We start from the raw sequence: 25,608 nt of genomic DNA on the forward strand, positions 1-25,608 counted from the left end.
CACAAGCTCTTCGACGTCGCTCTGTGACTGCGGCGCACGGTACTGCTGCGGGAATAGGAATATAACGCTCACAATATCAATCCTCGAGGATGACGAGATCGGCCGGACGCCAGTCGAGCGTGACCGTTTGACCCGGCGCATGGAGAGGACCAGCTCCGGAATTCGGCTGTTGCGCCAGCACGTGCTGTCCGCTCTCCAGGGCGATGCGGTACAGCACCGCGCCGCCGAGGAAATTGGTGCTCTCGACGGTGCCGCGCGCGGACATGCCTGTCCGCTTGGCATCGGCCACCTCGGCTGGCGATACCGAGATCTTCTCCGGCCGCAGCGCGACCGACAGAACCTCGGCCTCGGCTGCTGCAACTGTGTCCGCCAGGGACAGTACCAGACCGTTGCCGACGGCTATCCCGACGCCCTTGTCCAAGGTCACGCGCTGACCACGAAAAATGTTGGTGTCGCCGATGAAATCGGCAACGAAACGCGTCCGCGGCTGATCGTAGATCTCGAGCGGGGTGCCGATCTGCTCGACGCGGCCGGCGTTCATGACCGCGATGCGGTCCGACATGGCCAGCGCCTCCTCCTGGTCGTGGGTGACGAACACGAGGGTGAGGCCAAGCGTCTTCTGCAGCCGCTTGAGTTCGAACTGCATCTGCTGGCGCAATTTCTTGTCGAGCGCGCCGAGCGGCTCGTCGCAGAGCAGCACGCGGGGCGAGATGACGATGGCGCGGGCGAGCGCGACGCGCTGCTGCTGGCCGCCGGACAGTTGCGCCGGCCTGCGGTTCTCCAGGCCTCCGAGTTCAACCATCGCCAGCGCTGCCTTCACCTTCGCGGCAATCGTCGCCTTGTCGATCTTGCGCATGCGCAGGCCGAAGGCGACGTTCTCGGCCACGGTCCGGTGCGGGAACAGGGCGTAGTTCTGGAACACCATCGCCATGTCGCGCTTGTGCGCCGGCACGTGGGTGATGTCGGCGCCGTCGAGGCGGATCTCGCCGGCGCTTGGGCTGTCGAAGCCGGCGATCATGCGCAGGGTGGTGGTCTTGCCGCAGCCGGACGGGCCGAGCAGCGAAAAGAACTCGCCAGGCCTGATGTTCACGGCAACCGCGTCGACTGCGCGTACGCCGCCGTCATAGATCTTGCTGACCGCGGCGATCTCGATGGCAGCGCTCATGCGCGGAATATCCGGTTGACCCGGCTGTCGATCTCGTCCTTCCGTGCGTTGTACCACTTCCAGTCGACCTGGATCAGCTTGCCGACCTTCTCCGGCGTCGTCAGCAGCTTGGCGTCATACTTGGAGTCGAGCTTGACCTTCTTGTTGGCCGGCGAATACCAGACGGTCTCAGCGAGGCGCTTTTGAACCTCGGGGCGCAGCATGTAGTTGATATAGGCGTTGGCGAGATCCTTCACCTTGCTGCCAGGCGTGATGCTCAGCACTTGCTCGAGCGACAGCACGCCCTCGTTTGGCGTGACGAAGTCGACCGGCTGGTTCTGGCCGTCGTAACGATAGATGCCGGAATCATGCAGGATGCCGAGGCCGACCTCACCGGACAGGATCAGCTTCTCCATCGCGCCGGTGAAGTCGACCAGCTTGATCGGCTTCAGCTTCTCCAGCGCTGCATAGGCGGCGTCGAGGTCGGTCTGGCCCTTGCCATACAGGGCGCCGCACATCATCACGAACGCCTGTCCAAGGCTATTGGCAGGGATCACATAGCCGCCGCGCGCGCCGTTGAATTTCGCATCCCAGTAGTCTTTCCACGACGTGACGCTCCCATAGCCCTTGTCGGTGCGCATGCCGAGCCCGATGGCGCTGGTGAAGATGCAGACGCCGACGATCTTGTCGCTGACGGCGTAAGGGTAGACGTCGGCAATGTTCGGAACCAGCTTGGGGTCGACCTTGGGCTCGACGAGACCCATCTCCACGGCCGCCCACTGCTCGTTGGAGTTGGTGTGCAGCACGTCGTAGATGGGAGCCGAGCGCGAACTCGCCTGCAGCTTCGGCAGGAATGGCAGCGCGGTGTCGGTCTTGAGCTTGCACTTGAACTCGCTTTCGAAGGCCGGGCCGATCTCGGCCTTCATCACGTCACCCCATTTGCCGCCCCAGCCGGTGACGTTGAGAACGGGCTCGTCCGCACGCGCGACAAAGGGAGCAGCGACAACGCCGGCGCCGAGCGACGCAGCCGCGGTCAGCAGGCGGCGGCGGCTCAGGGGAAAACGACGCGATGAGGCGGTCATGTCCGGGATCTCCCTTAGAGTTTGACGTAGGAGCGAAGACCTACGGTGCGGTCGAGCGCGATGACGACGATGAAGGCGAGCAGGATCGAGACCACCGAGGCCGCGCCGATGGTGCCGTCGAGATCGAACTTCAGATAGTTGAACAGCGTGATCGGCAAGGTCTCGCTGCCCGGCGCGACCAGGAACAGCGACACCGGAAACTGGTCGAACGAGACGATGAAAGCAAAGATCGCGCCTGCCAGAACGCCGGGCTTCACCAGCGGCAGCGTGATCTCGAAGAAGGTCCGGGTGGGGCTGGCGCCGAGATTCTGCGCGGCTTCCTCCAACCTGACATCGAAATTGTGCAGCACGGCGAGCGTGGTCCGCACCACGTAGGGAATCGTCACCAGCGTGTGACCAGCCACCAGCCCCCACACCGGGCGTCCGACGTCGAGCAGTACGTAGGACTGGAACAGCGCAAGACCGGTCAGGATCGCCGGCAGCATGAGCGGCGACAGCATGGTCGCCACGATCAGCCGGGAGCCTGGCAGGTTGCCGCGGGCGATCGCCAGCGCGGCCGAGGCGCCCAGCACGGTGGCCGCGACCGTGGTCATGGCCGCGACTTCGATGCTGAACAGCAGCGCGTGCATGAAGTCGCCCGAGGCGAAGAATTTCTCGAACCAGCGAAAGGAGATGCCGACTGGTGGAAACTGGATGAAAGGCGTCGGGTTGAGCGCGAACACGATCACGATCGCAATCGGCGCCAGCAGGAAGACGAGGATGGCGGTGTTGGCGGCGAGATAGAGCCTGCGGCCCCACCGGAGCGGCCGCGCCTTGCTGCGAAGGGCAGGTGTGGCCGCCAGACCGATTGGCGCAGCGAGCGGCGGCCGCGATCCCGGAGCAAGGCTCGTCATCTGCGCCCTCATTGCAGCTCGCGCTGGCCCGAAACGAGGCCGAGCACGTGATTATACGCGATGACGAGCGAGAGCGAAATGATGAGCAGCACCATGCCGAGCGCAGCCGCGAAGCCGACGTTGAAGTTGGCGGAGATCTGCTGGTAGATCAGGATCGGCAAGGTCATGACCTGGAAGCCGCCGAGCAGGATCGGGGTGACATAGGCGCTGATCGCGAGCGCGAAGACGAGCAGCGAGCCGGCGAGGATGCCGGGCAGGCTGAGCGGCAGGGTGACCTCGAGAAATGCGCGCCATGGGCTGGCGCCGAGATTCTCCGCCGCCTGCTCCAGCCGCTCGTCGATGCGGCCGATCACGCCGGTGAGCGTCAGCACCATGAAAGGCACATAGATGTGGACCAGGCCGATGATGATGCCGGTCTCATTGTACATCAGCTGCAACGGCCTTGTGACCAGCCCGAGCGACGCCAGGATCTGGTTGATGACACCCTTGTCGGACAGCAGCGTCATCCAGGCGAAGGTACGCACCACGATGCCGGTCAGCATCGGCGCCAGCACGGCCATCAGCAGCAGCGCATGGCCGGTGCGGCTCTTGATACGCGCCATCCAATGCGCGAGCGGGTAGCCGATCACGAGCGCGGCGAGCGTCGTCCAGAGGCCGATCCGGATCGTGGTCCAGATCACCTCGAGATAGTAGCCGTCATCGCCCATGCGGGCATAGTGCCTGGCTGTGAGGGCGACGTTCGGCATGACCACGGGGTTGCCGGTCAGGACGCTCATCACCGCCATCAATCCGATCGGCAGAAAGAAGAACAACGCAAACAGCAGCGCGCTCGGCAGGATCAACAGCGCCAGGCTGTTGACGCGCGGCGCGCTGCTGCTCGTCATCAGGAGGCCAGTCCGGCCAATTGCTCGATGGTCTGGCCGAGCGGATCGCCGGTCATGCGCCGCAGCTTTGCGGCCATGCTGCCGAGCTCGCGGCGGACATTGGCACGCTCGATCTCGGTGGTGGCCTGGACCGAGTAGGAGACGGCGATGCCGATCAGCTCACCGCTCTCGCCGCTCGTCAGCGCAAAGCCCTGCGAGCCGACGCCCTCGATGGCCTCGTCGGCGGCGTCCGAGATGCCGGTCCGGCGGATCTCGTTCAGCCGCGCCATCAGCTCGGTGAAGTTCTGCGGCGAGTTGGCCGGGACCTTCGGGTAGTCGAGCGGCACGCGCGTCCGGATCTCCTGGTCTGTCAGACGCGCCAGCATGGCGCGGCCGTTCGAGGTGATGATGGCCGGCGTGCGCTGGCCCGGCGGGTTGACGACGCGCAGCGGGTTGGAGCCGGGCACGATGCGCAGCACCACCTGCTGATAGCCGTCGAGCACGGCGATGTAGCCGGTGTGGCCGGTGCGCGCGCAGACATCGCGCAGCTCGCGCTCGGCGGTGGCGATCAGGTCGTCATGGGCCCGGTGCAGCCGCCCGAGCTCGAAGGTGAGCAGGCCCGGCCGGTAGCGGCGGCTGTGCGGATCCTGCTCGAGCAGGCCGCAATCGCGCAGCGAGCGGAGCAGGCGGGAGGTCGAGCTTTTCGGTTTGCCGGTCAGGACCTGGACGTCGGCAAAGGAGAGGTCGGGCCGCGCGGTCGAGAAGCAGCGCAGGATGTCGATGGCGTTGGTCAGAGCGCTCATGATGATACCGTTTGTTCCATTTTTTGGAACGTAGTCCCAAATTCTAGAAGCGGCAGACCGTCTGCCGCAAGGCGAAATTACTGGCAACGAGGTGCCCGAATGCGCGTCAGGGTGGTGGTCGGGGCGCCGGGCGCAGACGGAGCATGCTCAGCCTCACTGCGCCACGGTGGACCTGATGCGACCGACGGCGGCGTCTACGCCCGTCCAGGCCGGCTTGTCCGGAGCAAACTGCTGACGAAGATAGGCGACGAGTTCGGCGATCTGGACGTCACTGAGATGGTCCTTGAACGCCGGCATGTAGCCGAGATCGGACGAGACCGGCTTCATGATCCCGTGCAGGATCACCTGGATCAGATTGTCGGGTGTGGCGCTGTGCAGGTTGCTGTTCAGCGCCAGCGAGGGCCGACTGCCGAACAGCGGCAGGCCGCCCACCTCGTGACAGACCGCGCAGGCGCCGAGATAGAGCCGTGCCGCCGGAGACGCCGTCGAGGTCGCCTTGGTGCGCGCTTCCAACTCCGCGGCCATCGCCTCCAGCTTCGCTGCCTCGGGCGAGGGCGTCTGGAACGAGGCGAGATAGATCGCCATGGCCCGAACGTCCGCGTCGGGCAGCGTCGCGAGATCCTTCACGATCGGCGCCATCGGACCGGCCGCGACACCATGGAAGCGCGATTGCCCCGAGCGCAGATAAGTGTAGAGCTCGTCCTCGGTCCACGGGATCGGGGCAGTCGAGAGCGCGGTCAGCGCAGGGGCTTCCCAGCCATCGGCGAAGCCGCCAGCCAGATGTGCGTTGCGCTGCTCGGCGCCGAGCGCGTTGCGCGGCGAGTGACAGGCGCTGCAATGGCCGAGGCTTTCGACGAGATAGAAGCCGCGATTCCACTGCTCCGATTGTGTCGGATCGGGCCGGAACGGCTGCGTGTCGTGAAACAGAGCGTTCCATCCGGCGACCAGCGGCCGCAGGTTGAATGGGAAGCGCAGCGCGTTGTCAGGCGCCTGCTGTCTCACTGGCGCCTGTGCCATCAGGTAGGCGTAGAGCGCCTGCAGGTCGGCATCATCGGTTCGCGCGAAATGCGTGTAGGGAAACGCCGGATAGAGCTGCCGGCCGTCGCGATGCACGCCCTCGCGCATCGCGCGCTCGAAGGCGGGATAGGACCAGGCGCCGATGCCGGTCTCGACGTCGGGCGTGATGTTGGTGCTGAACAGCGTGCCGAACGGCGTCTCCAGTGCGCGGCCGCCGGCATTGATCAGGCCGCCATCCGCGGTATGGCAGACAGCGCAATTGCCGAGCGCCGCGAGCGCCTCGCCGCGCGCGATCGTCGCTGCGGAATAGACCGAGGGATCGGGGCGCGTGATCGGCGCGATGGCGCGCCAGGGCAACACGGCGGTGGCGACGCCGATCGCCGCGGCGCAGGCCGCGACGGCGGTGGCGATCACGCCGCCCCGCTTGGCAAAGGGCTTGGGCCACGTGGTCGCCGGTCTTTCGGGGGCGGGCAGCGACTGCGGCGCCGGCGTCTCCGCCCGTTCGCCGCGCAGGCCTTTCAGGATGCGCTCCGGCGTGAATGGCGGCTCGCGGAAGCGGACGCCGGTGGCGTCGTAGATCGCATTGGCGATCGCGGCGGCGCTGGGCACGGACGCGGACTCGCCGACGCCGAGCGGCGGCTGATCCGGCCGCGGCAGCATCAGCACGTCGATCTCAGGCACGTCGGGGAAGGTGATGATCGGATAGGCGCCCCATTCCCGTGCCGCGACCTTGCCGCGCGTGAAGGGAATCTCCTCCATCAGCGCACGGCTGGTGGATTGGATGACGTTGCCTTCGATCTGGTGGCGTACCCCGTCGGGATTGATCATCAGGCCGGAGTCCTGGCCTGCAATGACCCGCGTGACGCTGACATCGCCGGTGGTCGTATTCACGGCGACATCGGCGATCCACGCCGACCATGCCGCGCCGTAGCCGGGAAACTTGCTGTGGACGTAGAGCGCGTAGGCGAAGCCGCGGCCATGGACGACGCCGTTCTCGGGCGTCTTCTCCTCCCGCACGGGGCGCGGCGTCCAGCCGGCGCGCTCGGCCACGGCGTTCACGAGATCACGTGCGCGCTCGTCCTTCAGATAGCGCAGCCGGTATTCGATCGGGTCGACGCCGGCCTCGGCGGCGAGCTCGTCGATGTAGGACTCGTGCGCGAAGGTGTTGGGCAGCGCCGAGACACCGCGGATCCAGGACGCACGCACGATCGGCGGCATGTCATGCGCCGTGACGCGCATGTGCTCATAGTCGTAAGGCGGGATCGCGGTGCGGTCGCCCATCTCGAACACCGCAGGCTCCGGCCCGATGCGCCCGGTCAGCAGCAGCGCCAGCGTCGGTGCGCCGTTCGAGGGATAGCGCGTGGCGAACTCATAGGCCGCGACCGAGCCGTCGGCATTGAGGCCGCCATTGACGTCCATCAGCTGCGCGGTGCCCTTGGGCTCCCACAGATGCTCTTGCTCGCGCGACAATTGCACCCGCACCGGGCGGCCGACCGCACGCGACAGCAGCAGCGCATCGGCCGTGACGTCGTCGGCGCAGTTGCGGCCGTAGCAGCCGGCGGCCTCGAGGCGGATCAGCTCGATCTGGTGCTCGGGACGGTCGATCAGCTTGGCGAGATCGCCGCGCAGGAGATGAGGATTCTGCGTGCCGGAATAAATGCGGATCTGCCCGTCGCGATAGTCGGCCACCGCGCAGGACGGTCCGATCGAGCCGTGCATCTGGTAGGGCCAGAGATAGGTCCTCCGCATCGGCTTGGCGGCGCCGGCGATGGCGGCATCGACATCGCCCTTGTCGAGCAGCCGTCGCGGAGCGGACGGATTGGCGCGCAGCGCGTTCTCGACATCATCGAGGTCGCGCAGGGTCGGCACCGGCTTCCAATTCACCTCGAGGCGCTCGGCGGCACGGATCGCATTCTCCTCGCGCTCGGCGACGACGCCGATGAAGTCGCCGATGACGACGACGTCGACTAGGCCAGGGACATCGCGCACTGACTCCCTGTCGACGCCAAGAAGGCTGGTTCCGATGAAGGGGCCGGCATCGACGCCGGCATAGGGCGGACGCACGACGCGGCCGTGCAGCATGCCGGGGACGCGAACGTCATGCACGTAAGTGAGCTCACCGGTCGCCTTCGCCGGCAGGTCGACGCGCGGCACCGAGCGGCCGACGACCTGATAGTCGTTCACCGACTTGACGAGGATATCGTCGGCGAGCTCGAGGCGGATCGTCTCATCGCCGATCAGCTCGCCATAGCTGAGGACGCGGTTGTTGGGCCCGCGGACCAGTCCATCCTCGACCATCAAGTCCTGAACGTCGAGGTCGAGCTGCGTCGCCGCCCGCGCCAAGAGGAAGGCGCGCGCCTGCGCCGCCGCCTTGCGCAGGGGCACGGCGGTGATCTGGATTGTCTCGCTGGCGATGGTCGCGCCCTGGTTCGGCACGACCGCGGTGTCCCCGAGCACGACCACGACCCGAGCGAAGGAGACGTCGAGCTCTTCTGCGACGATCTGTCCCAGCGCGGTGCGGATGCCGGTGCCGAGATCGACATGGCCGTTGAAGGCGGAGACCTCGCCTGCCGCCGTGATCCGGATGAAGGTTTCGAACTGGCCATCGTTGCCGGCGATGGGACGTTCGACGACCAGCCGGCCGCGAGGCATGTCGGCGTCCTTGGTGAGGCGATCGTTCATCAGTCCAGCGCCTCGAGCGTGTGGCCGGCCGCGCGCATCGCCGCGCGGAGGATTTCGACATGCGCGCCGCAGCGGCAGAGATTGTAGCGCAGCGCTTGCTTGATCTCGTCGGGTGACGGATCGGGCTTGATCGCCAGCAGCGCCTTGGTCGTCATGATCATGCCGTTGAGGCAGTAGCCGCATTGCGCGGCCTGCTCGGCGATGAAGGCCTGCTGCACCGGATCGGGCGCCTCGCGCGAGCCCAGTCCTTCCAGCGTGGTGACGTCGCGGCCGATGCAGCCTTCCACCGGAATGACGCAGGAGCGGGCGGCGCGGCCGTCGATCAGTACGGTGCAGGCGCCGCATTCCCCCAGGCCGCAGCCGTACTTCGGACCGTTCAGAGCGAGGTCGTTGCGCAGCACATGGAGCAGGGGCGTGTCCGGCGCGGCGGCGACGTCATGTGTCCGTCCGTTCACGGTCAGCCGAATCGTTGCTGGCGTCATGCCCTTCTGTCGTCCGCTATGCTATCGTTAACGAGGATGCGATGGTGATCGCTCCGAGCGTATCGTTTGTGTACTAACATGCAAGTGGCACGTATTGCGTTGCAGCGTATGCACGATTTGTCGTCATTGTGCAGGGCAAACTGATCGTTTATCCGGCAATCGTGCTTTTCGTTCGCGGTGGCGCTTGACAGTCGGCGGAGGGGCGCGACATCATTCGTATACGAACGAATTGCCGCGGCGCGTGGATGGCTGCCGCCAACTCCGCTTCAAGATGGGCTTCTCTGCATGGTGACTGAGACGGCGAGCGACGGTGCAGGGGACAAGATCCGCTGCGATGCCTGCCCGGTGATGTGCTACATCAAGCCGGGCGCGGCAGGCGCCTGCGACCGCTATGCCAATCAGGACGGTGTGCTGGTGCGCGTCGATCCGCATATCCTGCTGGAGCGCACGGTGTCGCATGGCGGCAAGCTGGTGCCGTTCCAGGCGAGCGGCGACTGGGACGGCAAGATCGTGCATCAGCCGGAGCTGTTCGTCACCGCGATCGGCGCCGGCACCACTTATCCCGACTACAAGCCGGCGCCGTTCATCGTGTCATCGGTCGTCGATGGCGTCGACATGGTCACGGTCGTGACCGAGGGCATCTTCAGCTATTGCGGCGTCAAGGTGAAGATCGACACCGACCGCTATCTCGGCCCGGAAGCGGCGACGGTGCGCGTCGACGGCGAAGCGGTCGGTCACGTCACGACCAGCGAATACGGCTCGCAGATGCTGTCGCTCGGCGGCGTGCATCATCTCACGGGCGGCTCCAAGAAGGAGGGGCGTGTCACCTGTGACGCGCTGATGGACCTCAGCAACCGCAAGGCCGTGGAACTGGTGGTTGACGGCGGCTCCAGCGTGATCGTGCAGGCGGGGCAGCCCCCGATCGTCAACGGCGTCAAGGAAGAGCGCATGCGCGTCGGCTGCGGCTCGGCCACGATCGGGATGTTCGCCAAGCAATGGCAGGGCAAGGTCGACGAGGTCGTCGTGGTCGATGATCACATCACCGGCGTGCTGTCAGAGCACCAGGCCGGCAAGCTGCTCGACATTCCCGCGACAGGCATCAAGATGAAGGGACGACGCTCGACGCCGGGCCGCTACTTCCAGGTGGCGCAGCCCGGAACCGGCTGGGGCGGCACCGACATCTCCGATCCGCTGTCGATCCTCGGGCCATTCGATCCCAAGACGGCGAAGCCGGGAACGACGCTGCTGATGGTGTCCACGACGGGCGAGCATGCCGGATACTACGTGCTCGACGAGACGCTCAGGCCGGTGCAGCGCGAGATGCCGCCGGAGCTGCAGTTCTCGGTCGAGCGCATCCAGGAGAACTGCGAGCCGGCGCTGTGCACCGTGCTGTTCATGGCCGGTGCCGGCGGCTCGCTGCGCGCCGGCGTCACCGACAATCCGGTGCGGCTGACGCGTTCGGTCAAGGATACGCTGACGCGGGTGACGAGCGGCGGTGCGCCGGTCTATGTCTGGCCGGGCGGCGGCATCACCTATATGGTCGACGTGACCCAGATGCCGGCCGGCGCCTTCGGCTATGTGCCGACGCCGGCGATCGTCGCGCCGATCGAGTTCACGCTGAGGCTATCGGATTATGCGGCGCTCGGCGGGCACATGGATTACGTCCAGCCGCTCGCTTCGCTCAAGGATGTCAGCAAGGACATTCGCCAACTGCCGTGGCCGAGGCCGGGTGCATGACCCGGCAGCCACAGATCGCCTTGTTGCCCGACCGGCGGCTGCATCTGCAGGACGGCCCGATCGATCTGATCATCGGCGTCGACGCGGTCGATGGTGATATCCGCGCGGCCTATCGTGCGGCGGCCGAGCGTTTCACGGGTCTCTTGGACGAGCTGTGTGCCGAACTGTCCGATCTGCGCAGGGGCGCCGATCACGATCGATGCCCATTGAAAGGTGTCGTCGCGCGGCGGATGCATGCGGCAGTGTCGCCGTTCGCCCGCGAAATGTTCATCACGCCGATGGCCGCGGTTGCCGGGAGCGTGGCCGAGGAGATCCTCGGCGCCATGTGCGGCGTGGCGAAGCTGACGCGGGCCTATGTCAACAATGGCGGTGACATCGCACTCCATCTGCGGGATGCCGCCACCTTCAGCGTCGGGCTGATGGACCGTCCCGACGGCGCCGGTGTGATGCGCAGGATGACGCTTCGTGCTGCCGATGCGATCGGCGGCGTCGCCACGTCGGGCCGCCACGGCCGCAGTTTCTCGCTGGGCATTGCCGACGCGGTGACGGTACTCGCGCGCAGCGCGGCGCAGGCGGATGCGGCGGCGACGGTGATCGGCAACGCGGTCGATCTTCCGGGTCATCCGGCCGTGCTTCGCCGACCTGCCTGCGAGTTGCAACCGGAGACCGATCTCGGTGATCGCCTCGTCACATGCGAGGTCGGAGAGCTCCGTGATGTCGAGGTTGCCGAAGCGCTGGCCGCGGGCGAGCATCGTGGGCAGTCGCTGCTGTCGGCCGGTCTGATCGAAGGCGCCGTTCTGCAGCTCCGCGGCAACATTCGCGTTGTCGGTCCGCGCGCGATCGAGATCGTTCGTCGGCCGCAGTTGCGAGCGGCGGCGGCGTGAGGTTTGATGCATGATGTGCAGGAACACGAAGGATCATCGATGAGCGCCGTCATCAGAAAGATCGTGACCGTGGTCGAGGAAGTCCATCAGGAGATGGGCCGGTCCGTCTCGCCGCCGACGCGGCGGGCTGCGGCAGTGGCGGTGATCGAGAATCCGTTTGCCGGCCGCTATGTCGAGGACCTGTCGCCTCTGATTGCGATCGGCGAGGAGCTGGGCGAGATGCTGGCCAAGCGCGCCGTGGCCGCGCTCGGCATCGAAGGGCCGGCCGCGCACAGCTACGGCAAGGCGGCCGCCGTCGGCAGCGACGGCGAGCTGGAGCATGCGGCCGCGATCCTGCATCCGAAAATGGGCGCGCCGGTGCGCAAGGTACTCGGCAAGGGCGCGGCGCTGATCCCGTCGTCGAAGAAGCGCGGCGGCGTCGGCTGCACGCTCGACATTCCGCTCGGCCATAAAGATGCGGCCTTCGTGCGCAGTCATTTCGATGGCATGGAGGTGCAGATCAACGACGCGCCGCGCGCCAATGAGATCATGGTCGCGCTCGCGGTCACCGACAGCGGCCGTCCGCTGCCGCGCGTCGGCGGGCTCACGGTCGCCGAGATCAAGGGCGAGGACGGTCTACGGTAATTCGACTCAACATGGAGGCTGAAGGGATGCGACGGAGAACGATGCTTGCGGCAGGCCTGGGCCTTGCCGTCGCGGGATTGACGGGCGCGGCGCGCGCCGAGGACGTCATCAAGATCGGCGAGATCAACAGCTATTCGCTGCTGCCGGCCTTCACCGAGCCCTATCGCAAGGGCTGGCAGCTCGCGGTCGAGGAGGTCAATGCGGCCGGCGGCATCAACGGCAAGAAGCTCGTCGTCGTCTCCAAGGACGACAGCGGCAAGCCGGCTGACGCGCAGACCGCGGCCAACGAGCTGGTGTCGAGCGAGAACGTCGCGATGCTCGCCGGTACGTTCCTGTCGAACATCGGCCTCGCCGTCAGCGACTTCGCCAACCAGAAGAAGGTGTTCTTCCTGGCGGCCGAGCCGCTGACCGACGCCATCACCTGGGCGAAGGGCAACAAATACACCTTCCGCCTGCGTCCGTCGAACTACATGCAGGCGGCGATGCTGGTCGAGGAGGCCGCCAAGCTTCCCGCCAAGCGCTGGGCCACCATTGCGCCGAACTATGAATATGGCCAGTCGGCCGTCGCCGTGTTCAAGAAGCTCTTGTCTGAGAAACGGCCCGACATCCAGTGGGTGGACGAGCAGTGGCCGCCGCAGGGCAAGATCGACGCCGGTCCGGTGGTGCAGGCCGTCGCCGCCGCCAATCCGGAGGCGATCCTCAACGTCACCTTCGGCGCCGATCTCGTGAAGCTGGTCCGCGAAGGCAACACCCGCGGCCTGTTCAAGGACCGCAAGGTCGTCAGCTTCCTGACCGGCGAGCCGGAATATCTCGATCCGCTCAAGGAGGAGACGCCCGAGGGCTGGATCGTCACCGGCTATCCCTGGTATTCGATCAAGACGCCCGAGCACGACGCGTTCCTGAAGGCGTATCAGGCCAAATATAACGACTATCCGCGGCTTGGTTCGATCGTCGGCTACCAGACCATCAAGTCGGCAGCCGCCATCCTCGCCAAGGCCGGCTCGACCGATACCGACAAGCTGATCGCCGCGGCCGAGGGACTGTCGGTGCCGTCGCCCTTCGGTGAAATCACGTTCCGCAAGATCGATCACCAGTCGACGCTCGGCGCTTACGTCGGCAAGACTGCGCTGAAGGACGGCAAGGGCATCATGGTCGACGCCGTCTATCGCAAGGGCTCGGACTACCTGCCTGGTGACGCGGAGGTCGGCAAGCTCCGGCCGAAGGACTGATCCACACGATCCTGCTTCTCCCTCTCCCGCAGGGGGAGAGCGGGCGGGGTGAGGGAATACGACGCCTGATCTGCAGGTTCGGGCCGAGATCCCTCACCCCACGCTTGCTCGCCAGCTCTCTGAGGGAGCGCCGAGCGCAAACGCGGCTCATCGATTCGACGATCTCCTCACGCGGACCGCCCATGGCCTTCTATTTCGTCCAGTTCCTGACCGGCCTTGCCAGTGCAGCCTCGCTGTTCCTGGTGGCGTCGGGACTGTCGATCATCTTCGGCGTCACCCGCATCGTGAATTTCGCCCATGGCGCGTTCTACATGCTCGGCGCCTATGTGGCCTTTTCGCTCACTGAGAGGCTGTCCGGTCCGCTCGGCTTCTGGGGCGGCATCGTCGTGGCAGCGCTCGCGGTCGCGGCCGTCGGCGTGCTCGTCGAGATCGTGCTGCTGCGCCGGATCTATCACGCGCCGGAATTGTTCCAGCTGCTCGCGACCTTCGGCCTGACCTTGATGGTCGAGGATCTCGTCGTGCTGATCTGGGGACCGGACGACCTGGTCGGCCGCCGCGCGCCGGGATTGAAAGGTGCGGTCGATTTCTTCGGCCAGAACATCCCGAGCTACGACCTGTTCCTGATCGTGCTCGGCCCCGTCGTGCTCGGCGCATTGTGGCTGCTGTTCCAGCGCACGCGCTGGGGCATCCTGGTGCGCGCGGCGACGCAGGACCGCGACATGGTCGCGGCGCTCGGGGTCAACCAGAAGTGGCTGTTCACCTCGGTGTTTGCCGTCGGCGTCTTCCTGGCGGCGCTCGGCGGCGCCCTGCAGATCCCGCGCGACGCGGTCCATCACGCGATGGATCTGCGCATCATCGTCGAGGTGTTCGTGGTCGTCGTGATCGGCGGCCTCGGCAGCATCCTCGGCGCCTTCATTGCCGCCGTGCTGGTGTCGGAGCTCAACGCTTTCGGCATTTTGATCTTCCCCACGATCTCGCTGATCCTGGTGTTCCTGGTGATGGCGGTCGTGCTGGTCGTCCGGCCCTGGGGCCTGTTCGGTAAGAAGGAAGCGCCCGCGCGCCGCACGCCGGGCCTCACCGTTATTCCGTGGCGTCCGCTGAGCTCGGTCGAGCGGCTGGCGTCCCTCGTCGCTCTGGCGCTGGCGGCGATGCTGCCCTTCATCGCCGGCAACTACGCGCTGACCGTGGGCGCCGAGATCGCGATCTTCGTGATCTTCGCGGCGTCGCTGCATTTCCTGATGGCGGTCGGCGGGCTCGCCTCGTTTGGTCACGCCGCCTATTTCGGCCTCGGCGCCTATGGCGTCGCCTTCCTCGCCAAGATGGCGGGACTGCCGATGATCGTCTGCCTTTTGCTGGGCCCGCTGCTCGGCGCGCTCGGCGCAGCCGTGTTTGGTGCTTTCGCGGTCCAGCTCTCCGGCGTCTACTTCGCGATGCTGACGCTGGCGTTCGCCCAGATCGTTTGGTCGATCGCGTTCCAATGGGTGGCCGTGACCGGCGGCGACAATGGCATTCTCGGTCTCTGGCCGGAAAAGTGGGCGGCCTCGCCGTCGCACTTCTATTGGCTCGCACTGGGCGTGTCGGCGCTCGTGGTCAGCGTGCTCCGGCTGATTACTTTCTCACCCTTTGGCTACGCGCTGCGCGGCATGCGCGACTCGCCGCTGCGCAGCGAGTCGATCGGCATCAACGGCAAGCGTATCCAGTGGACCGCTTTCATCATCGCCGGCACGACGGCCGGCATCGGCGGCGCGCTGTTCGCCTATCTCAAGGGCAGCGTCTTCCCTGACAACATGGGCATCTCGCTCTCGGTCGATGCGCTGGTCATGGTGTTGCTCGGCGGCGTCGAGACGGTGCCCGGCGCGATCTTCGGCGCCATCGTCTACAAGGCGCTCAACATCTGGCTGGTCAGCCAGACCGACTGGTCGAAGCTCGTGCTCGGCATCTTCATCGTGCTGATCGTGGTGGTGTTCCCGAAAGGCATCGTGGGCGTGGTCGAAACCGTCATGCATCGGCGCCGCGCAGTGTCCCCCAAGGGGGCTTCGCTGTCGGCCAAGATGGAGGGCGCATAATGAGTCTCGGCGTGTCGATGCTCTCGGTCGAAGGCCTGTCTAAATCCTATGGCGGCATTCACGCCGTCCGCAACGTGTCGTTCACGCTGCGGGCCGGCGAGATCCTGGCGCTGATCGGCCCGAACGGCGCGGGGAAAAGCACCTGCTTCGACATGCTCAACGGCCAGAACGTGCCGGACAGCGGCCGCATCACGGTGATGGGGCAGGAGACCACCGGGCGCAAGCCGCGCGAGGTCTGGCGGCTCGGGGTCGGCCGCACCTTCCAGATTACCGCGACCTATCCGACCATGACCGTGCGTGAGAACATCCAGGTCGCGCTGGTCTCGCATCATCGCCGCCTGTTCGATTTCTGGAGCCCGATGGTTGGCATCGAGCGCGACGAAGCCGATCGCCTGCTCGATCTCGTCGGCATGGCCGGCTATGCCGAGCGTCCCTGCGGCGAGCTCGCGTATGGCGACCTCAAGCGGCTGGAGCTCGCGATCGCGCTCGCCAACCAGCCGAAGCTGCTGCTCATGGACGAGCCGACCGCCGGAATGGCGCCGCGCGAGCGCGTCGAGCTGATGCGGCTGACGGCTGGAATCGCGCGTGAGCAGTCGATCGGCGTCCTCTTTACGGAGCACGACATGGACGTGGTATTCGAGCATGCGGACCGCATTCTCGTCCTCAATCGCGGCAGCCTCATTGCCGAGGGATCGCCAGCCGAGGTGCGCGCCAACCGGGAGGTGCAGGCGATCTATCTCGGCGAAGGCCTGCTGTATGATGCCGATCATCGCGAGGGAGCTCCGGCATGAAGCTGTCCGTCGCCAGTCTCAACAGCCACTATGGTCCGGCGCATATCCTGTTCGACATCGGCCTCGAGGTCGGCGAGGGCGAGGTGGTGGCACTGCTCGGGCGCAACGGCGCTGGCAAATCGACGACGTTCCGCTCGATCGTCGGCCTGGTCGAGCTGCGCGAGGGCCAGATCATGTTCGAGGGCAAGGACATCTCGTCCGCGCCGACCCATGAGATCGTCCGCGCCGGCCTCGGCTATGTTCCGGAAGAGCGCCGCATCTTCACCGAGCTGACGGTGGAGGAAAACCTCGAGGTCGGTCGGCAGAAGCCGCGGCCCAATGCGCCGCAATGGACGCGCGAGAAACTCTATCAGTTGTTTCCCAATCTCGGCGAGATGAAGAACCGCCCGGGTGGCCGCATGAGCGGCGGCGAGCAGCAGATGCTCACCATCGCCCGTACCCTGATGGGCAATCCGTCGCTGGTGCTGCTCGACGAGCCATCGGAGGGTTTGTCGCCGAAGATCGTCGAGCAGATGGTCGATGCGATCCTGACCATGAAGAAGGAAGGCGTCTCGCTGGTCGTCTCCGAGCAGAACCTGCATTTCGCCAAGCTGATCTCGGACCGCGCCTATATCATCGAGCGCGGCCGCATCTGCTTCTCCGGCACCATGGCCGAGCTCGACGCGCGGCCCGACATCCGCGACGCGCATCTGTCGATCTGAGGCGAGGGAAGATATGGCCAAGAGCGCCACGCTGAAGCGATCGGCAAGGACCGCAACGAAGACCGCGCCGAAGCCGCAGCCAAAGGCCGCTGCGAAGGCCACGGCCAAAGCGGCGAAATCAAATTACGTGCTCGACGATCAGATCGGCTTCATCCTGCGTCAAGTCTGGCAGCGCCACACGATGATCTTCGCGCGCGACATCGGCAGCAACCTGACGCCAACGCAATGGGCGGCACTGTCGAAGCTGGTCGAGACCGGGCCGTGCTCGCAAAACCAGCTCGGACGGTTCACGGCGATGGACGTCGCGACGATCAAAGGTGTGATCGACCGGCTGACCGCGCGCGGTCTCACCGAAACCAGCCCGGACCCGCAGGATGGTCGCAGGCTGCTCGTCAGCCTGACCCGCGCCGGCCAGCAGCTCGCGGAGAAGACCGCACCGCTCGCGCTCGCCATCTCCAAGGAAACACTGGCGCCGCTCGATGCGAAGGAACGCGAGACGCTGCTGGGGTTGTTGAACCGGCTGCGGTAGCCCTTCCTCCACGTCATTCCGGGGCGTCGCGAAGCGACGAACCCGGAATCCCGAGCTGAGGGAAAGAACAGCGCTGGCCAATCTCGGGATTCCGGGTTCGCCCTTTGGGCGCCCCGGAATGACTGTGTATGCCGCTCTACGACGATATTACTTCGCCACGATCTCCGGGATCTTCGTGGCCGGCGGCGTGTTGCGGCTGCGCTGGGTGCGGACGATGCCGTCGATGATGGTCATGCCGATACCCGGGAGATCGCCGAGCTGGACGCTGTCGAGCAAGGTCGTGGCCGGCGAGTGCTGCGCCTTGTCCATGATGACGAAGTCGGCGGAGCGGCCGACCTCAATCAGGCCGCAGTCGAGCTCGCGCATCCGCGCTGTGTTGCCGGTAGCGAAGCAGAACGCGATCTCGGCGGGGACGTCGCCGAGCGAGGACAGTAGCGACACCATGCGCAGGATGCCGAGCGGCTGCACGCCGGAGCCGGCCGGCGCGTCGGTGCCGAGGATCACGCGGTTGAGTTCGTTCATCTCGCGCGCGGTGCGCAAGGTGAACAGCGCCGAGCGCTCATTGCCGTTGTGCACCAGCTCGAGCCCAGCCTTGCAGCCCTCGCAGATGCAGCGGATCTGGTCGTCGGGCAGGGCGGTGTGGCCGCCATTGATGTGTCCGATGACGTCGGTGCCGGCCTCCAGCACGACGTCCTTGTCGATCAGGCCGGAGCCGGGAATCGACGGACCGCCGGTGTGAATGGTGCTCTGGATGCCGTATTTGCGCGCCCAGCCGACCATCTTGCGCGCGGTCGGGCCGTCCTTGACGCCGCCGAGGCCGACCTCGCCGAGCAGCTTGACGCCGGCCGCCGCGAGCTCCTTGAAATCGTCCTCGACCATCTCGCATTCGATCACCGGCGCGCCGGCATGCACCTTCACACCGCCGGGGCGGAGCGTCCAGAATGCGCGCTGCGCGAAGATCGCCATCGCCTTCAGGCCGACCACGTCGCGCGGGCGACCGGGCATGTGCACCTCGCCGGCGGAGATCATCGTGGTGACGCCACCATGCAGATAGGAGTCGATCCAGTTGGTCTGGTTCTGCCGCGGCGTCCAGTCGCCGGCGACCGGATGAACATGGCTGTCGATCAGGCCTGGCGCCACCGTCGTGCCATGGGCATCGACGATGGTCGTCGCGCCTTCGGTGTCGACGTCCTTGAAGCGGCCGATGCCCGTGATCTTGCCGTTCTCGGCGACGATCGTGTCGGCGTCCAGGATGGGCCGTTCCAGTGCGCCGGACAGCATCAGGCCGATGTTGCGGATGACCAGCTTGCTGGGACCGGTTGCTTGCGGCGCGTCATGGGCCATCGGGATATCCTTCTTTCCTGGCAAGGCATTTGCGGCAGTTTGCGCCTGCACGCGGCGCAGCATCAAGCCGGTTTCGGTCATTCGTACACGAATGATCAGGTCCGGCAAGCTGCGGCCTGCACGAAGATTTGGCGCGGGCTGCCTACCCTTCAGACACAGCGCGGGCCCTATGAGCGCGGCGACATCCTCGGCTTCGGTCGCGTGTTCGACATTCCCGTCCCCTGTGCTTGTGGCGGTGGTCTACGCGCAGGTGACGAACCGCACCCCTGGACGTTGCCGCCGCAATCCGGCATCACCTCGTGCGATCTTTTTGCGACGTGGGTGACGGCAGATGAGCGACGACCTCCACATGATCGGAGCGGGCGGCATCACCGCCTCGGTCAAGGCTGATGGCGCCGAGCTGTGCTCGTTGAAGACGGCCGGGGGCCTGGAGTTGCTCTGGCAGGCCGGAGCCGTCTGGCCGCGCCATGCGCCATGGTTGTTTCCGATCGTCGGCCGACTCAAGAATGACCAGCTCCACCACCGCGGCCGGACCTATCCGATGACCCAGCACGGCTTCGCCCGCGACCTGCGATTCACCTGGCTGGAGCGCGGGGCCGAGTCGTGCGTGTTGCAGCTGACCGACGACGAGACGACGCAGGCGCACTATCCGTTCGCCTTCCGTCTCACGGTGAGCTACCGGATCACCGCTGATGCGCTGGACGTGGCGGTCGAGATTGCCAACCCCGGCGCGGAGGTTCTGCCAGCCTCGTTCGGATGCCATCCCGCCTTCAACTGGCCGCTGCTCCCCGGCCAGCCGAAGGAGAGCTATCGGCTGATCTTTGCAGAGCCGGAGCCGGCGCCGATCCGCCGTCTGACAGGAGGTTTGCTGCGCGAGCGGCCGGAGCCCTCACCGATCGAGGGGCGCGTTCTCCCGTTGAGCGAACGTCTGTTCGACGACGATGCCGTGATCCTCGATCAGCCGGCCAGCCGTTCGGTTCGCCTCGTCGGAACCACAGGACCGGCGCTTGAGTTAACTTGGGATCATTTTCGTCAGCTTGGAATCTGGTCGAAGCCCGGCGGCGTGCCGTTCCTGTGCATCGAGCCGTGGCGCGGTTTCGCCAGTCCGCTCGATTTCGACGGCGAGTTTGCCGCCAAGCCCGGCGTCATGCACATCGCCCCGGACTCTGCAGAGACGCTGCGATGCCGCATCCGGGTCGACGGATTGGTATGACTAATGCTCGCAGCGCCCATTTGCGTGCACAGCGGTAACTGTGACTCGCAGTTTTGGGCCTGGAAATGACGGCGCCGTGACCTACATCAGAGACGAGCGCGGAACTTTGGCTATGATACGTCGAACGACCGGCGGTTGGTGGGCGCTTTCTCCGAACTGATAACGGTCGATCATCGAACATGACGTGCGGCGTGATGTCAGGCGCTCTTAGCTGGCTCTTGCAGCCGGGCAGCGCTGCGAGTTCGCCATCAGCCGGCGTGCAGAGATCTCGCGGCGGGGGCGCGTAAGTGGCGTTACGCGGGGAACGGGAGGATGGGATGGTGTTGAGAGCTGTTATCGGCACGATTACATGCGCCGTGTTGCTCACGGCGAGCGATGCTGTGGCGGGGGCCTATCAGCCGGGTGACTTCCTCAAGCTTGATCTGTCGAAGGCCGTGTTGTCGCCGGAGCCGCTCGGCCCCGAGGCGCATTTCGAACCTGTGCCTATCGAAGCCAAATCAGATCGACCTGCGGTCGCCGTCCGTTCCGCGATCGACCCGGACGAGCGCTTCGCCATCCCGCGCGCCATCGCCAGCCGGCGCGCTCATGGCACCAGGACGGCCGAGCGGCCCCGCGGCGCCGCCCGCACCAAGCTCGTCCATCGGCGCGGCAATCCGCTCGACGCGCAGGCGATGGATACGCGCATTCAGACCTGGCCGTGCCGGCCTGGCAGCGGCGGCATCTGTAACTGGCGCTGATCGGCGGGGCTACCCCGCGCGCCTGTTGCGTTCAGGAACCTCGCTCCCGACATCTTGATTGAGGCGGATGCCGGCTCGCTTGAACTCGCAAGCGGAGCAAAGGCAAGTTGAACGCTTCCCGCCAAGGTCTTGATGTTTCGAGGCTGCCGCCGGCGTTTGCTGGCGAATGGCTCGCGCGATTCCAGGAGATTTCATGAACGCCATCGACACCCAGGGTATCCGTCTGCCCAAGCTCGGGCTCGGCACCTTTCGCATGCAGGGCACTGTCTGCCGCGAGGCCGTCGAGAGCGCGCTTGCGCTCGGCTACCGCCACATCGACACCGCCGAGATGTATGCCAACGAGGATGCGATCGGTGCTGCACTTGCGGCAACAAATCTGCCGCGCGCCGAATTGCACGTCACCACCAAGGTCTGGCCGGAGAACCTCGCGCCGGACGCGATCCGTCGCGCATTCGACACGAGTCTGAGGAAGCTCAGACTGGAGTTCGTCGATCTCTATCTCATCCACTGGCCGGCCAAGGGGATGAACCTGCCGGCCGCGCTGGAGACGCTGTTGAAGCTGAAGGAGGAGGGGCGTACGCGCGCGATCGGCGTCGCCAACTTCACCGTCGCGCTGCTGAAACAGGCGGTGGAGGACGTCGAGGCACCTGTTGCCTGCAATCAGGTCGAGTATCATGTGATGCTCGACCAGTCGAAGCTGATGGCCTACATGGCGAGCCGGTCGATTCCCCTGGTGGCGTATTGCCCGCTGGCGCAGGGACGCGCCGCCGCCGACGAGACGCTGGGGGCCATCGGCAGGAGGCATGGCGCGAGCGCCGCCCAGGTCGCACTGAAATGGCTGTTGGACCAGGATGGGGTGGCGGCGATCCCCAAGGCCGCGCGTCCGGAAAGTCAGCGTGCGAACTGGGATGCGATGAAGCTTCAACTCGATGATGAGGATCGTGCCACCATCGCGTCCCTCCCGAAGGACAAGCGCTTCGTCAATCCGGCCTTTGCGCCGGAATGGGACCGCTGACCACCACGCGGAGCCCTGCGAGAACGGACGTCAGAACGAACGCCACAGAAAATGGCCCCTCTCGGGGCCATTGCTGTGTCGAAGTTGCAGATCAGTCGCGCCGGATGATCACGGTGCGATCGTGATGGCGGTGGAACGGCCGGACATAGCGGTGAGGCCGGTACTCACGATGCATGCGGTATTCGGCGTGGGACCGATCCCAGCCGTGGTGGTAGTGATGGCCGCCACGCTTGATGACCACCGTCTCGGCGTTGGCGATCGACGGTGCCGCGAGCGCGACGACCGCAAGGGAAGCGAGCGCGAGAGCGATTTTCTTCATGTTGTCCTCCAGAATGAAAGTGCGGGATCAACTTGAAGTGTGAAAGAACGTTCCGCAGGAACTTCCACGAAGTTGCTGAATACACGTTCAGATTTGGTCTTCACGCTCGCGGGCGAACCGTGCCGTCCCCTCGAGCCTGCCGCGTCAGTCGCACTTCCTGAGCGCTGGCGTCGGCTTGCCGTTGGCGACGAAGCGGCCGTCACGAATGGTGTAGCTGTCGTCCTCGCCGCGATTGAACGCGGAGCGGATGTTGCCGTCGGCGGTCCGGGTGATCCCATTCTCTCGCGTCTGGCGCGCTTTGGGCAGCACGATCGAGAGCACCAGCGTCTGGTCCGCCTCGACGCGTGCGCTCGCCACCTGGTTGACGTCGGACGGATCGTGGTCACGACGATAGATCAGGTGACCATCGTCAGTGACTTCGTAGGAGATGATGGCGCCGCGGCCCTTGACCGCGGGTGCGCTGCAGTCGGCGGCCCAGGTTCCGATCAGGCCCCAGGTCCGAGCAACCTCGACGGTGTCGCCGGCCCGAGCGGCAGACGCTGATGATGCGCAGAGGACGATTGCGATGAGAGGGCGGGAGATCGAAATCATGCGGTCTCGCGGGGATGACTGCCGTGACATCTTAATGCACTGCGTCAATGGCGCAACGACAGACCTGCGCCGAGATCGTTGGCACAAAGTCTCATTCTTTTCGGGCCGGCCTTGCTGGCGAGGGGGACAAGGCGCATGCTCCCCGCAACTACAAACAAGCGTGGGGAGGCTGACCATGTCTGCGCTGTCGCGCCGCAAATTCCTGCTGTCGTCCGGAGCGGCCGCCATGGCCGCGCTATCGGGTCCTGCCGGCGCCGCGGTGGGGCCGGCCGACAAGTTCGATCTGGTGATCAAGGGCGGCGACGTGATCGATCCCAGCCAGTCGCTCCGAGGCAAGCGCGACATCGGGATCCGCTGGGGCGTCGTCGAAGCGGTCGAGCCCGAGATACCGGCCGAGCGGGCGCTGCGGTCGATCGACGCCAACGGCCGGTTGGTGACGCCGGGCCTCATCGACCTCCACAGTCATGTCTATCCCTATGGCTCGGCGATTGGGATCCCGCCCGACGAACTGGTGCAATTCCAGGGCACGACGACGGTCGTCTCGGCCGGCGACGCCGGCGTCAACAATCTTGCTGCGTTGCGCCGCTTCATCGTCGCCCAGTCGCGGGCACGCATCTACGCCTTCGTCCACATCGCCAACAACGGCCTGTCGGCGTTTCCGGTGGCCGAGCTCTACAACATCGACAATGCGCAGGTAGACGCCTGCGCCATGGCGCTGGCGGAGAACCCGGACTTCCTGCTCGGGGTCAAGGTGCGGATGTCGGAGAACGTGATCTTCAAGCATGGGCTCGAGCCGCTGAAGCGCGGCATCAAGGCCTGCGAGCTGTGCGGCTGGCCGGCGCGGATGATGGTGCATATCGGTGGGGTCGAGACCGGCGAGTTGATGTCGCAGATCCTGGACCTGCTGCGCCCCGGCGACATCCTGACCCATGCCTATTCCGGCGCGCCGAATATGGGCGGCGCCTTCACCAACATCGTCCAGGATGGCAAGCTGCTGCCCGCGGCGCTCGCCGCCAAGCAGCGCGGCGTGCTGTTCGATGTCGGCCATGGCGGCGGCAGCTTCGATTTCACCGTGGCCGAGGTCGCGATCCCCGGCGGCTGCGGCCCGGACACCATCTCGTCCGACATCCATGTCTTCTCCGGCAACAGTCCGGGCATGCCGTTCCTGCCCAACGTGATGGCGAAATTCATCGCTATGGGATTTTCGTTGGAGCAGGTGGTGAGCATGGCCACCTCTGCGCCGGCCAAGATCATCAACCGTGCGCCGAAGATCGGCAGCTTGCAGGTCGGTGCGCCGGCCGACGTCGCAATCATGGACCTGGTCGAGGGGCCCGTCAGCTTCGTCGATACCCGCGGCAACAAGCGCGAGGGCAAGCTGCAGCTCAAACCGGTGCAGACGGTGATCAACGGCGTGCCGTTCGGGCGGCCCTACCAGTCGCCCTTTTCGGTGCGGTGAGCAGCGCGCGATCACTCGATCGCGCGCGTCCGCTCCACATTGGATGAGCGCAGTGGGACCCCGAACTCCTCCCGGCAGACGTCGGCGAGGACTGCGATGCCCTCGCGGATCTCCTGATGCGAGGGGCTGGCGAAGCACAGCCGCAGGCGGCTCCGCGCATGCGCGGCGTCGGTGGACCATTCCGGTCCCGGATTGATCGAGACGCCGCGTTTGAGCGCTGCCTGTGACAGCTTCATCGCGTCAACCTGGTCCGGTAGCTTGACCCAGAGGAAGATCCCGCCCTTGGGCGGCGCGAACTCGGCGGCGGTGCCGAACTCGGCGTTGAGCGCCTCGATCAGGGTGTCCAGCTTGGCGCGCAGTCCCCGCACCAACTGCGGCACGTGGGTCGCGAAATGCGGCCTGCAATATTCCGCGAGCACCATCTGCTCCAGCGCACCCGAGCCGGCATCGGTCTTGAGGGACAGCAGCACCGACATGATCTCCCAGGGGGCGACCAGGAAGCCGACCCGCAACGCCGGCGCGACCGACTTCGAGAACGATCCGAGGTGGATCACACCGCCATGGTCGGACATGCCGTGGATCGCGCGGGGCCGTTTGCCGTCCCAGATCAGGTCGGCGTAGCAGTCGTCCTCGAACACCGGTACGCCATAAGCGCGCGACAGCCACAGCAGCTCGGCCCGCCGGCTTTCCGGCATGATGGTGCCGGTCGGGTTCTGCACCGTCGGAATGGTATAGATGTATTTCGGCCGGATGCCGCGATCCTTGAGATCGGCCAGCATCGTCGCCAGCGCGTCCGTTCGCATGCCGTCCTGGTCGAGCGGGATGCCGATGACCTTGACGCCCAGTCGTGCCAGCCGCGTCAGCGTGCCCTGGTAATTGTCCTGCTCGACCAGCACGGTGTCGCCGCGCGTGAGCAGCGCCTGATTGACGAGGTCGAGGCCCTGCAGCGAGCCGGACAGGATCATGATGTCGTCGGCGCGCGCCGACATGCCCGCGTCCCGCGTCAGCTTGGCGGCAAGAAAGTCCCGCAGCGGCCGGTAGCCTTGAGGCCCGTGCGCGAGGCCGTAGGTGGCGAGCGCGCGTCCCTCGCGGGCGAGCACGGCGTCGGCGGCCGCGCGCAAGCCCTTCACGGGCACGGCATCGGCGTCGTTGTTGCCGCCGACGAAGCTGTATTTTGCGAGTCCCGTCCAGCGCGCGGCGGGTGCGGGCAGGCCGGGGCTGAGGAGGGGTGCAAAATCGAATGCGGCCATGAGGCGCGGCTCCCTTGTTCTCGATTTGAGGCGACTTTAAACAGATACCAGGGCGCTTGTCCTGGCAGGGCAGGTCCTTTTCCCGGGGAAGGCGACCTTCGAGCGGCGGTTCCGCCGCTCTGGCGCGCGCCTGCGATCCCGGCTAAAGCAGCCCGG

23 protein-coding genes are annotated in these 25,608 nt (G+C 66.0%); 12 read left to right on the forward strand and 11 right to left on the reverse strand.

Annotated elements, in window-relative coordinates:
* Positions 1-76 precede the first annotated feature (76 nt).
* The 7 genes from QX094_RS22220 to QX094_RS22250 form a co-directional block, all read right to left on the reverse strand.
* Positions 77-1,165, reverse strand: coding sequence for an ABC transporter ATP-binding protein (locus tag QX094_RS22220; protein ID WP_315715493.1), 1,089 nt, complete (start codon positions 1,163-1,165; stop codon positions 77-79).
* The gene (locus QX094_RS22225) at positions 1,162-2,226 is read right to left on the reverse strand and encodes an extracellular solute-binding protein (RefSeq protein ID WP_315828062.1); all 1,065 of its coding nucleotides are present in this window, start codon (positions 2,224-2,226) and stop codon (positions 1,162-1,164) included. Before QX094_RS22225 ends, QX094_RS22220 begins: the two co-directional genes overlap by 4 nt.
* 14 nt (positions 2,227-2,240) lie before the next feature.
* A complete protein-coding gene (locus QX094_RS22230) occupies positions 2,241-3,119 on the reverse strand; it encodes an ABC transporter permease (RefSeq protein ID WP_315715496.1) in 879 nt (292 codons plus the stop codon).
* Between the two features lie 8 nt (positions 3,120-3,127).
* Positions 3,128-4,003, reverse strand: a complete 876-nt coding sequence (locus QX094_RS22235) for an ABC transporter permease (protein ID WP_315715497.1) — start codon at positions 4,001-4,003, stop codon at positions 3,128-3,130.
* Positions 4,003-4,785, reverse strand: a complete 783-nt coding sequence (locus QX094_RS22240; RefSeq protein ID WP_315715498.1) for an IclR family transcriptional regulator — start codon at positions 4,783-4,785, stop codon at positions 4,003-4,005. The genes QX094_RS22235 and QX094_RS22240 overlap by 1 nt, the downstream gene beginning before the upstream one ends.
* Positions 4,786-4,938: 153 nt before the next feature.
* Positions 4,939-8,484 carry a molybdopterin cofactor-binding domain-containing protein gene (locus QX094_RS22245; protein ID WP_315715499.1) on the reverse strand — a complete coding sequence of 1,182 codons (3,546 nt, stop codon included), beginning with the start codon at positions 8,482-8,484 and terminating at the stop codon, positions 4,939-4,941.
* Positions 8,484-8,966, reverse strand: a complete 483-nt coding sequence (locus tag QX094_RS22250) for a (2Fe-2S)-binding protein (protein ID WP_315715500.1) — start codon at positions 8,964-8,966, stop codon at positions 8,484-8,486. The genes QX094_RS22245 and QX094_RS22250 overlap by 1 nt, the downstream gene beginning before the upstream one ends.
* Before the next feature lie 285 nt (positions 8,967-9,251).
* On the opposite strand from QX094_RS22250, the gene QX094_RS22255 reads away from it, so the two are divergent.
* From QX094_RS22255 to QX094_RS22290, 8 genes are all read left to right on the forward strand, one after another.
* Positions 9,252-10,703, forward strand: coding sequence for a 6-hydroxynicotinate reductase (locus QX094_RS22255; protein ID WP_315715501.1), 1,452 nt, complete (start codon positions 9,252-9,254; stop codon positions 10,701-10,703).
* A complete protein-coding gene (locus QX094_RS22260) occupies positions 10,700-11,587 on the forward strand; it encodes a UPF0280 family protein (RefSeq protein ID WP_315715502.1) in 888 nt (295 codons plus the stop codon). The genes QX094_RS22255 and QX094_RS22260 overlap by 4 nt, the downstream gene beginning before the upstream one ends.
* Positions 11,588-11,626: 39 nt before the next feature.
* Positions 11,627-12,211, forward strand: a complete 585-nt coding sequence (locus QX094_RS22265) for an amino acid synthesis family protein (RefSeq protein WP_315715503.1) — start codon at positions 11,627-11,629, stop codon at positions 12,209-12,211.
* A gap of 26 nt (positions 12,212-12,237) precedes the next feature.
* Positions 12,238-13,440 carry an ABC transporter substrate-binding protein gene (locus tag QX094_RS22270; protein ID WP_315715504.1) on the forward strand — a complete coding sequence of 401 codons (1,203 nt, stop codon included), beginning with the start codon at positions 12,238-12,240 and terminating at the stop codon, positions 13,438-13,440.
* Between the two features lie 182 nt (positions 13,441-13,622).
* Complete coding sequence (locus QX094_RS22275; RefSeq protein WP_315715505.1) at positions 13,623-15,506, forward strand: ABC transporter permease; 1,884 nt, start codon at positions 13,623-13,625, stop codon at positions 15,504-15,506.
* Positions 15,506-16,297 carry an ABC transporter ATP-binding protein gene (locus tag QX094_RS22280; protein ID WP_316185978.1) on the forward strand — a complete coding sequence of 264 codons (792 nt, stop codon included), beginning with the start codon at positions 15,506-15,508 and terminating at the stop codon, positions 16,295-16,297. Before QX094_RS22275 ends, QX094_RS22280 begins: the two co-directional genes overlap by 1 nt.
* Entirely contained in the window at positions 16,294-16,998 is a 705-nt protein-coding gene (locus QX094_RS22285; protein WP_315715507.1) for an ABC transporter ATP-binding protein, read from the forward strand. The genes QX094_RS22280 and QX094_RS22285 overlap by 4 nt, the downstream gene beginning before the upstream one ends.
* A gap of 13 nt (positions 16,999-17,011) precedes the next feature.
* Entirely contained in the window at positions 17,012-17,527 is a 516-nt protein-coding gene (locus QX094_RS22290; protein WP_315715508.1) for a MarR family winged helix-turn-helix transcriptional regulator, read from the forward strand.
* A gap of 147 nt (positions 17,528-17,674) precedes the next feature.
* On the opposite strand, the gene QX094_RS22295 is transcribed toward QX094_RS22290, so the two are convergent.
* On the reverse strand, positions 17,675-18,871 hold the full coding sequence (locus QX094_RS22295; protein WP_315715509.1) for an amidohydrolase family protein: 1,197 nt from the start codon (positions 18,869-18,871) through the stop codon (positions 17,675-17,677).
* Between the two features lie 331 nt (positions 18,872-19,202).
* Between QX094_RS22295 and QX094_RS22300 the strand changes: the two genes are divergently transcribed.
* The 3 genes from QX094_RS22300 (at position 19,203) to QX094_RS22310 (ending at position 21,836) form a co-directional block, all read left to right on the forward strand.
* Positions 19,203-20,084, forward strand: a complete 882-nt coding sequence (locus tag QX094_RS22300; RefSeq protein ID WP_316171890.1) for an aldose 1-epimerase family protein — start codon at positions 19,203-19,205, stop codon at positions 20,082-20,084.
* Positions 20,085-20,401: 317 nt separating this feature from the next.
* Positions 20,402-20,821: a hypothetical protein gene (locus QX094_RS22305; protein WP_315715798.1), complete on the forward strand. Its 420-nt coding sequence runs from the start codon at positions 20,402-20,404 to the stop codon at positions 20,819-20,821.
* A 193-nt stretch (positions 20,822-21,014) separates the two neighbouring features.
* A complete protein-coding gene (locus QX094_RS22310; protein WP_315715511.1) occupies positions 21,015-21,836 on the forward strand; it encodes an aldo/keto reductase in 822 nt (273 codons plus the stop codon).
* 91 nt (positions 21,837-21,927) lie between these two features.
* Here the strand turns inward: QX094_RS22310 and QX094_RS22315 are convergent, their stop codons facing one another.
* Together QX094_RS22315 and QX094_RS22320 are read right to left on the reverse strand one after the other, a co-directional pair.
* Entirely contained in the window at positions 21,928-22,155 is a 228-nt protein-coding gene (locus QX094_RS22315) for a hypothetical protein (RefSeq protein ID WP_315715512.1), read from the reverse strand.
* 144 nt (positions 22,156-22,299) lie between these two features.
* Entirely contained in the window at positions 22,300-22,746 is a 447-nt protein-coding gene (locus QX094_RS22320; RefSeq protein WP_315715513.1) for a hypothetical protein, read from the reverse strand.
* 175 nt (positions 22,747-22,921) lie between these two features.
* Here QX094_RS22320 and QX094_RS22325 point away from each other — a divergent pair, with 175 nt between their 5' ends.
* Positions 22,922-24,202, forward strand: a complete 1,281-nt coding sequence (locus QX094_RS22325; RefSeq protein WP_315715514.1) for an amidohydrolase/deacetylase family metallohydrolase — start codon at positions 22,922-22,924, stop codon at positions 24,200-24,202.
* An 11-nt stretch (positions 24,203-24,213) separates the two neighbouring features.
* On the opposite strand, the gene QX094_RS22330 is transcribed toward QX094_RS22325, so the two are convergent.
* On the reverse strand, positions 24,214-25,452 hold the full coding sequence (locus QX094_RS22330; protein ID WP_315715515.1) for a PLP-dependent aminotransferase family protein: 1,239 nt from the start codon (positions 25,450-25,452) through the stop codon (positions 24,214-24,216).
* Positions 25,453-25,608: the final 156 nt, after the last annotated feature.

Origin of the sequence: Bradyrhizobium sp. SZCCHNS1050, assembly GCF_032484785.1 — a bacterium.
Classification (GTDB): Bacteria; Pseudomonadota; Alphaproteobacteria; order Rhizobiales; family Xanthobacteraceae; genus Bradyrhizobium.

Excerpts from the sequence above, each read along its gene's own strand:
- QX094_RS22325 (WP_315715514.1), top strand. The coding sequence starts at position 22,922 with ATGTCTGCGCTGTCGCGCCGCAAATTCCTGCTGTCGTCCGGAGCGGCC.
- QX094_RS22225 (WP_315828062.1), bottom strand. The coding sequence starts at position 2,226 with ATGACCGCCTCATCGCGTCGTTTTCCCCTGAGCCGCCGCCGCCTGCTG.
- QX094_RS22295 (WP_315715509.1), bottom strand. The coding sequence starts at position 18,871 with ATGGCCCATGACGCGCCGCAAGCAACCGGTCCCAGCAAGCTGGTCATC.
- QX094_RS22245 (WP_315715499.1), bottom strand. The coding sequence starts at position 8,484 with ATGAACGATCGCCTCACCAAGGACGCCGACATGCCTCGCGGCCGGCTG.
- QX094_RS22280 (WP_316185978.1), top strand. The coding sequence starts at position 15,506 with ATGAGTCTCGGCGTGTCGATGCTCTCGGTCGAAGGCCTGTCTAAATCC.
- QX094_RS22290 (WP_315715508.1), top strand. The coding sequence starts at position 17,012 with ATGGCCAAGAGCGCCACGCTGAAGCGATCGGCAAGGACCGCAACGAAG.
- QX094_RS22240 (WP_315715498.1), bottom strand. The coding sequence starts at position 4,785 with ATGAGCGCTCTGACCAACGCCATCGACATCCTGCGCTGCTTCTCGACC.
- QX094_RS22310 (WP_315715511.1), top strand. The coding sequence starts at position 21,015 with ATGAACGCCATCGACACCCAGGGTATCCGTCTGCCCAAGCTCGGGCTC.
- QX094_RS22220 (WP_315715493.1), bottom strand. The coding sequence starts at position 1,165 with ATGAGCGCTGCCATCGAGATCGCCGCGGTCAGCAAGATCTATGACGGC.
- QX094_RS22330 (WP_315715515.1), bottom strand. The coding sequence starts at position 25,452 with ATGGCCGCATTCGATTTTGCACCCCTCCTCAGCCCCGGCCTGCCCGCA.
- QX094_RS22260 (WP_315715502.1), top strand. The coding sequence starts at position 10,700 with ATGACCCGGCAGCCACAGATCGCCTTGTTGCCCGACCGGCGGCTGCAT.
- QX094_RS22275 (WP_315715505.1), top strand. The coding sequence starts at position 13,623 with ATGGCCTTCTATTTCGTCCAGTTCCTGACCGGCCTTGCCAGTGCAGCC.
- QX094_RS22270 (WP_315715504.1), top strand. The coding sequence starts at position 12,238 with ATGCGACGGAGAACGATGCTTGCGGCAGGCCTGGGCCTTGCCGTCGCG.
- QX094_RS22285 (WP_315715507.1), top strand. The coding sequence starts at position 16,294 with ATGAAGCTGTCCGTCGCCAGTCTCAACAGCCACTATGGTCCGGCGCAT.
- QX094_RS22255 (WP_315715501.1), top strand. The coding sequence starts at position 9,252 with ATGGTGACTGAGACGGCGAGCGACGGTGCAGGGGACAAGATCCGCTGC.
- QX094_RS22315 (WP_315715512.1), bottom strand. The coding sequence starts at position 22,155 with ATGAAGAAAATCGCTCTCGCGCTCGCTTCCCTTGCGGTCGTCGCGCTC.
- QX094_RS22265 (WP_315715503.1), top strand. The coding sequence starts at position 11,627 with ATGAGCGCCGTCATCAGAAAGATCGTGACCGTGGTCGAGGAAGTCCAT.
- QX094_RS22230 (WP_315715496.1), bottom strand. The coding sequence starts at position 3,119 with ATGACGAGCCTTGCTCCGGGATCGCGGCCGCCGCTCGCTGCGCCAATC.
- QX094_RS22300 (WP_316171890.1), top strand. The coding sequence starts at position 19,203 with ATGAGCGACGACCTCCACATGATCGGAGCGGGCGGCATCACCGCCTCG.
- QX094_RS22305 (WP_315715798.1), top strand. The coding sequence starts at position 20,402 with ATGGTGTTGAGAGCTGTTATCGGCACGATTACATGCGCCGTGTTGCTC.
- QX094_RS22235 (WP_315715497.1), bottom strand. The coding sequence starts at position 4,003 with ATGACGAGCAGCAGCGCGCCGCGCGTCAACAGCCTGGCGCTGTTGATC.
- QX094_RS22250 (WP_315715500.1), bottom strand. The coding sequence starts at position 8,966 with ATGACGCCAGCAACGATTCGGCTGACCGTGAACGGACGGACACATGAC.
- QX094_RS22320 (WP_315715513.1), bottom strand. The coding sequence starts at position 22,746 with ATGATTTCGATCTCCCGCCCTCTCATCGCAATCGTCCTCTGCGCATCA.